The sequence below is a fragment of the Pseudomonas sp. NPDC087185 genome (assembly GCF_044744955.1).
Classification (GTDB): Bacteria; Pseudomonadota; Gammaproteobacteria; order Pseudomonadales; family Pseudomonadaceae; genus Aquipseudomonas.
In genome coordinates this window covers 1,095,859-1,102,079 of record NZ_JBIUZK010000001.1, presented here as the reverse complement: position 1 = coordinate 1,102,079, position 6,221 = coordinate 1,095,859, and the positions used below count along the sequence as shown (strand labels likewise).

The window sequence follows — 6,221 nt, the reverse complement described above, 5'->3', positions numbered from 1 at the left end:
TTGATAGGTTGGGTGTGTAAGCGCTGTGAGGCGTTGAGCTAACCAATACTAATTGCCCGTGAGGCTTGACCATATAACACCCAAGCAATTTGCTAGCGCGAATTGCGGTGGTGAAGACGAAACGAACCGAAAGTTCGAACGCACATCACAAAATCACATATCCGAATTCGCTGGGCTGTCCATCTGGACATTCTGGCTACAGAATTTCTTGACGACCATAGAGCATTGGAACCACCTGATCCCATCCCGAACTCAGTAGTGAAACGATGCATCGCCGATGGTAGTGTGGGGTTTCCCCATGTGAGAGTAGGTCATCGTCAAGATTCATTTCGCAAAACCCCTATCTGCGCATGCAGGTAGGGGTTTTGTCTTTTCAGCTTCTTAGCCGGAAAGTCGGCTCCCACATTTCGAGCTGGAACACTAGAATAGAGCCGACGTACCTATTCAGAACCTCGAGATGCCCAACCCAGTCGAAACCCAAGCGTTAGAGCAGTTGCCGCTGGACGAACTGGTCGCCTGCCACGAGTGCGACCTGCTGATGCGCAAGCCGAAACTGCAGCATGACGAAAAAGCCCAATGCCCGCGCTGTGGCTATGAGCTGTACGCTCACCGGCATAATGTGGTGAATCGCAGCCTTGCCCTGGTGCTGACTGCACTGCTGCTATTCGTGCCAGCCAACTTCCTGCCCATCATGCAGTTGCATCTGCTTGGCCAGACTTCCGACGATACGGTGTGGAGTGGGGTGGTGGGCTTGTACAACTCGGAAATGCGCGGCGTGGCCGTCGTGGTATTCCTCTGCAGCATGGCCATTCCGTTCCTCAAGCTGATGTGCCAGCTGGTGGTATTGCTGAGCATCCGTCTCAACACAGGGCGCAGCTTCGGCCTGCTGTTCTACCGCATCTATCACCACGTGCGCGACTGGGGCATGCTCGAGGTCTACTTCATGGGCGTGCTGGTGGCGATCGTCAAGCTGGTCGACCTGGCCGAGCTGACCGTTGGGCTGGGGTTGTTCTGTTTCATCAGCCTGCTGCTGGTCCAAGTATGGCTTGAAGTGGTGATGTCGCCCCACCAGATCTGGAGCGCGTTGTCGGGGGAGGATCTCCATGCGGGCGATTGATGCAGGCATCCGGGTCTGCAATGAGTGTCATGAACTGAATCGACAAGCGCCTGACGGTGCCTCGCAGGCCTGTACGCGCTGTGGTGCCATCGTGCATGCGCGGCGCCCCAACAGCATCCTGCGCACCTGGGCGCTGCTGATTGCCGCCTCGATTCTGTACATCCCGGCCAACCTGCTGCCGATCATGACCGTCAGTACGCTGGGGCAGGGCAGCCCGGACACTATCATGTCGGGTGTCATCACCCTGCTCCAGCACGGCATGGTGCCCATCGCGGCCGTGGTGTTCATCGCCAGTATCCTCGTGCCCACCTTCAAGCTGGTGGGCATCGGCCTGCTGCTGTATTCGGTCCAGCGCCGCCAGCCGTTGTCGGCGCGGCAACGGATCCTCATGTACCGCTTCATCGAATTCATAGGGCGCTGGTCCATGCTGGATATCTTCGTCATTGCCATCCTGGTGGCGGTGGTGAATTTCGGCCGTATCGCCAGTGTCGAAGCCAACCTGGGCGCTGTCGCCTTCGCTACTGTGGTGATTCTCACGATGCTCGCTGCTTTAACTTTCGATCCCCGTCTGATCTGGGATAACACGGAGTCGGATGACGACCATGAGTGACATGCCAACGGCTAAAACCCGCCCAGCCTCCAATTGGTCGGCCATCTGGATCCTGCCGCTGATCGCGCTGATGATCGGCGGCTGGCTGGCCTGGCAGGCCTATCGCGATGCCGGTGTGGAAATCGAGGTCCGTTTCGAAAGCGGTGAGGGTATCGTCGCCAACAAGACCGAAGTGATCTACAAAGGCATGCCGGTCGGTAAGGTCAAGAGCCTGGTGCTCGATGCCCAGGGGGAAAACCAGGGCGTCATCGCCACCATCGAGATGAACAAGGCCGCAGAGCCGCACCTGACCAAGGGCACGCGCTTCTGGCTGGTCAAGCCGAGTGTCACCCTGGCGGGTATCACTGGCCTCGAGACACTGGTGTCAGGCAACTACATTGCCGTCAGCCCCGGTGAAGGGGAGCGAACCAAGCGCTTCACTGCCCTGAAGGTGGCACCGCCGTTATCTGACAGCGAGCCTGGGCTGCACCTGATTCTCAAGGCCGAGCGCCTGGGTTCGCTCAACCGCGACAGCCCGGTGTTCTACAAGCAGATCCAGGTGGGTCGGGTGAAGAGCTATCGCCTCTCCGAAGACCAGAGCACAGTAGAGGTCAAAGTGTTCATCGAGCCGGCCTACGCCAGCCTGGTGCGCAAGCACACGCGTTTCTGGAACGCCAGTGGCATCAGCATCGATGCCGGCCTGTCCGGGGTCAAGGTGCGCAGCGAGTCGTTGTCCAGCATCGTTGCCGGGGGCATCGCCTTTGCCACGCCGGAGTACCGCAAGGACAGCCCGCCCACTGACCCGAGCCTGCCATTCCGCCTGTATGAAGACTTCGACGCCGCCCAGGCGGGTATCCGCGTCAAGGTCAAGTTGAGCGACTACGAGGGCCTGCAGGCCGGGCGCACGCCGGTCATGTACAAAGGCATTCAGGTCGGTTCGCTGAAAGCCCTGAAGATGGAAGACAACCTCGGCAGCGCCATGGCTGAGCTGACCCTGGACCCGCTGACCGAAGACTACCTGGTCGACGGTACGCAGTTCTGGGTGGTCAAGCCTTCGATTTCCCTGGCAGGTATCACCGGCCTGGAAGCCCTGGTCAAAGGCAACTACATAGCCATCCGTCCGGGTGAGAAGGGCGCCACGCCGCAACGCGAATTTGAAGCAAGGGCCAAGGCGCCGCCGCTGGATCTCAAGGCGCCTGGCCTGCACATGGTGCTGTTCGCCGATACCCTCGGTTCGCTGGAGGTCGGTAGCCCGGTGATGTACCGCCAGGTCAAGGTGGGCAGCGTGCAGAGCTACCAGTTCGCCCGCAACAGCAACCGCATCCTGATTGGTGTGCACATCGAAAAAGAGTACGAGAAGCTGGTCAACGGCTCCTCGCGCTTCTGGAACGTCAGTGGCATCACGCTCACGGGCGGCCTCTCCGGTATCAAGATCAAGAGTGAATCGCTGCAGACCCTGATGGCCGGTGGTATCGCCTTTGATACGCCAACACCGAATGTGGCACTCAAACGCCATATTCCGCGCTTCCGCCTGCATGACAGCCAGGAGGCGGTAAACCGTGCCGGTACCCTGATCACCATTCGTGTGGACCGTGCCGATGGCCTCAAGCCGGGCACGCCCATCCGTTTCCGCGGCCTGGATGTGGGCAGCATTGAAAGCGTCGACCTGACCAAGGACCTGCAGGCGGTGCTGTTGCGTGCTCGCATCACGGAATCGGCAGACCGCATTGCGCGGGCAGGGACGCAGTTCTGGGTGGTCAAGCCGGCGCTCGGCCTGGTGCGTACCGAGAACCTCGATACGCTGATTGGCGGGCAATACCTGGAGGTGCAGCCTGCGGTGAAGGACAAAGGCCCGCAGCGCGACTTCATCGCCCTGGCCGATGTGCCTGAGGTCAAAGGTGAGGAAGTCGGCCTGCCACTGACCCTCAGCGCCCCGCGCCGGGGTTCGATCAAGCCTGGCGTGCCGGTGACTTACCGTGAAGTCGCGGTGGGCAAGGTGACCGGCTTCGAGCTGGGCCAGACGGCAGACCGGGTACTGATCCACATCCTGATCGAGCCGCGCTATGCCGCGCTTGTGCGTGGCGGCAGCCGGTTCTGGAACAGCAGCGGTTTCGGTTTCGACTGGGGCCTGTTCAAGGGTGCCACCGTGCGTACCGAATCGCTGGAAACGCTTATCGATGGCGGCATCGCGTTCGCCACGCCTGACGGCGAGCAGATGGGCAACCCGGCGCGGCCGCAGCAGACCTTTGCCTTGTTCGACAAGCCGGAGGATGCCTGGCTGCAGTGGGCGCCGAAGATCCAGATCGCCAAGTGATGCTGGAGCAGGGCTGCCAGGCGCAGCCCTGCTTTTTTTGTTCATGCATGCTCGTTGCACAAAGTGCAGGCATAAAAAAACCGACCCTAGGGTCGGTTTTTTCGACTAAAGCGTCGCTTAGGCGGCTGCAGCTTCTTTCAGCGCCTTGATGTGGCCATTCAGACGGCCTTTGTGGCGAGCAGCTTTGTTCTTGTGGATGATACCTTTGTCGGCCATACGGTCGATTACGGGTACAGCCAGAACGTAAGCGGCTTGCGCTTTTTCGGCGTCTTTTGCGTCGATGGCTTTAACTACATTCTTGATGTAGGTGCGGACCATGGAACGCAGGCTGGCGTTGTGGCTGCGACGCTTCTCAGCCTGTTTTGCACGTTTCTTGGCGGAAGGTGTGTTGGCCACCGTCGAGCTCCTCGAAAGACTTTAGGTAAATAGCAAACAAAATAGGCCGCGAATCATGCCGATCAGTTGACCGGATGTCAAGGCCACCTGCAGGGTTCCGCCGAGCGGCGCACCAACAGGAGGGAAATATTCCTTTCTGCTGCACGACCTGTAAACTCGGGAATTTTTGGCTCCCCTGCGAAGGCGCGGGAGTATCGCACATTCGGACGCTGTCTGGCAGCGTCCTCTGCCCTTGGCGTGAATCTTTTCGATGAACCTGCTCAAATCCCTGGCTGCAGTCAGCTCCATCACCATGGTTTCCCGGGTGCTGGGCTTCGTGCGTGACACCATCCTGGCCCGTGTTTTCGGTGCCGGCATCGCCACCGACGCCTTCTTCATCGCCTTCAAGCTGCCCAACCTGCTGCGGCGGATCTTTGCCGAGGGGGCTTTTTCCCAGGCGTTCGTGCCGATCCTGGCCGAATACAAGACCCAGCAAGGCGAGGAGGCGACGCGCACCTTCATCGCCTATGTCAGTGGCCTGCTCACGCTGGTCCTGGCCCTGGTCACGGTGATCGGCATCTTCGCCGCGCCCTGGGTGGTCTGGGCCACCGCGCCGGGCTTTGTCGACAGCACCGAGAAATACCAGCTGACCACCGACCTGTTGCGGGTGACCTTTCCTTATATATTGCTGATCTCGCTGTCGTCCCTGGCCGGCGCGATCCTCAATACCTGGAACCGCTTCTCGGTCCCGGCCTTCACGCCGACCCTGCTCAACGTGGCGATGATCATCTTCGCCGTGCTGCTCACGCCGTACTTCGACCCGCCCATCATGGCGCTGGCCTGGGGCGTGCTGGCCGGCGGCCTGGCACAGTTGCTGTACCAGCTGCCGGCGCTGAAGAAGATCGGCATGCTCGTGCTGCCACGGCTGAACCTGCGTGACAGTGGCGTTTGGCGCGTGCTCAAGCAAATGCTGCCAGCCATCCTCGGCGTCTCGGTCAGCCAGATTTCGCTGATCATCAACACCATCTTTGCCTCTTTCCTGGTGGCCGGCTCGGTGTCGTGGATGTATTACGCCGACCGCCTCATGGAGCTGCCCTCGGGCGTGCTCGGCGTGGCGTTGGGCACCATCCTGCTGCCGACCCTGGCCAAGACCTACGCCAACAAAGACCGCGAAGAGTATTCGCGGATTCTCGACTGGGGCCTGCGCCTGTGTTTCCTGCTGGTGCTGCCATGCACCCTGGCCCTGGCAATCCTCGCCGAGCCACTGACCGTCGCGCTGTTCCAGTACGGCAAGTTCAGCGCTTTCGACGCAGCAATGACCCAGCGCGCACTGATTGCGTATTCGGTAGGCCTGCTGGCGATCATTCTGGTCAAGGTGCTGGCACCGGGCTTCTATGCGCAGCAGAATATCCGTACACCCGTGCGCATCGCGATTTTCACCCTGGTCTGCACCCAGCTGTTCAACCTGGCCCTGGTCGGGCCGCTGCAGCACGCGGGCCTGGCCCTGGCAATCAGCCTGGGCGCTTGCCTCAATGCCGGCCTGCTGTTCTGGAAGCTGCGCAGCAAGCAGCTGTTCCAGCCGCAGCCGGGCTGGGCGCTGTTCCTGCTCAAGCTGGTGTTGGCGGTGACCTTGATGGTGGCGGTACTGCTGGTGGGCATGCACTACCTGCCAGCCTGGGAACAAGGCAACATGTTCGAGCGCTTCATGCGCCTGGGGGCCTTGATCGCGGCCGGTATCGTGACGTATTTCGGTTGCCTGTACCTGTGCGGCTTCAGGCCTCGGCACTTCGCCCGCAACGCCCTGCACTAAGGGCGACGGCGGGTCA

Annotated in this window: 5 protein-coding genes and 2 rRNA genes; 6 read left to right on the top strand and 1 reads right to left on the bottom strand. The window is 60.6% G+C overall.

Annotation, left to right across the window (positions count from 1 at the left end; all coding sequences use genetic code 11):
* The 5 genes from ACIPIJ_RS05265 to ACIPIJ_RS05245 all read left to right on the top strand — a co-directional run.
* A 23S ribosomal RNA gene (locus tag ACIPIJ_RS05265) occupies positions 1–73 on the top strand; the annotation flags it as partial.
* Between the two features lie 134 nt (positions 74–207).
* Positions 208–323, top strand: a 5S ribosomal RNA gene (gene rrf, locus ACIPIJ_RS05260).
* 134 nt (positions 324–457) lie between these two features.
* Positions 458–1,117, top strand: coding sequence for a paraquat-inducible protein A (locus ACIPIJ_RS05255; protein WP_401073374.1), 660 nt, complete (start codon positions 458–460; stop codon positions 1,115–1,117).
* A complete protein-coding gene (locus ACIPIJ_RS05250) occupies positions 1,104–1,727 on the top strand; it encodes a paraquat-inducible protein A (protein ID WP_401073371.1) in 624 nt (207 codons plus the stop codon). The genes ACIPIJ_RS05255 and ACIPIJ_RS05250 overlap by 14 nt, the downstream gene beginning before the upstream one ends.
* On the top strand, positions 1,720–4,020 hold the full coding sequence (locus tag ACIPIJ_RS05245; protein WP_401073368.1) for an MlaD family protein: 2,301 nt from the start codon (positions 1,720–1,722) through the stop codon (positions 4,018–4,020). The genes ACIPIJ_RS05250 and ACIPIJ_RS05245 overlap by 8 nt, the downstream gene beginning before the upstream one ends.
* A 117-nt stretch (positions 4,021–4,137) precedes the next feature.
* Here ACIPIJ_RS05245 and rpsT read toward each other — a convergent pair whose 3' ends face one another.
* Positions 4,138–4,416: a 30S ribosomal protein S20 gene (gene rpsT / locus ACIPIJ_RS05240; protein ID WP_003247625.1), complete on the bottom strand. Its 279-nt coding sequence runs from the start codon at positions 4,414–4,416 to the stop codon at positions 4,138–4,140.
* A gap of 250 nt (positions 4,417–4,666) precedes the next feature.
* Here rpsT and murJ point away from each other — a divergent pair, with 250 nt between their 5' ends.
* On the top strand, positions 4,667–6,205 hold the full coding sequence (murJ, locus tag ACIPIJ_RS05235) for a murein biosynthesis integral membrane protein MurJ (protein WP_401073366.1): 1,539 nt from the start codon (positions 4,667–4,669) through the stop codon (positions 6,203–6,205).
* The last annotated feature ends 16 nt before the right edge of the window (positions 6,206–6,221 follow it).

What these genes read in the sequence shown, in the direction of transcription:
- ACIPIJ_RS05245 (WP_401073368.1), top strand. Translation starts at nt 1,720, where the DNA reads ATGAGTGACATGCCAACGGCTAAAACCCGCCCAGCCTCCAATTGGTCG.
- ACIPIJ_RS05250 (WP_401073371.1), top strand. Translation starts at nt 1,104, where the DNA reads ATGCGGGCGATTGATGCAGGCATCCGGGTCTGCAATGAGTGTCATGAA.
- ACIPIJ_RS05255 (WP_401073374.1), top strand. Translation starts at nt 458, where the DNA reads ATGCCCAACCCAGTCGAAACCCAAGCGTTAGAGCAGTTGCCGCTGGAC.
- murJ (WP_401073366.1), top strand. Translation starts at nt 4,667, where the DNA reads ATGAACCTGCTCAAATCCCTGGCTGCAGTCAGCTCCATCACCATGGTT.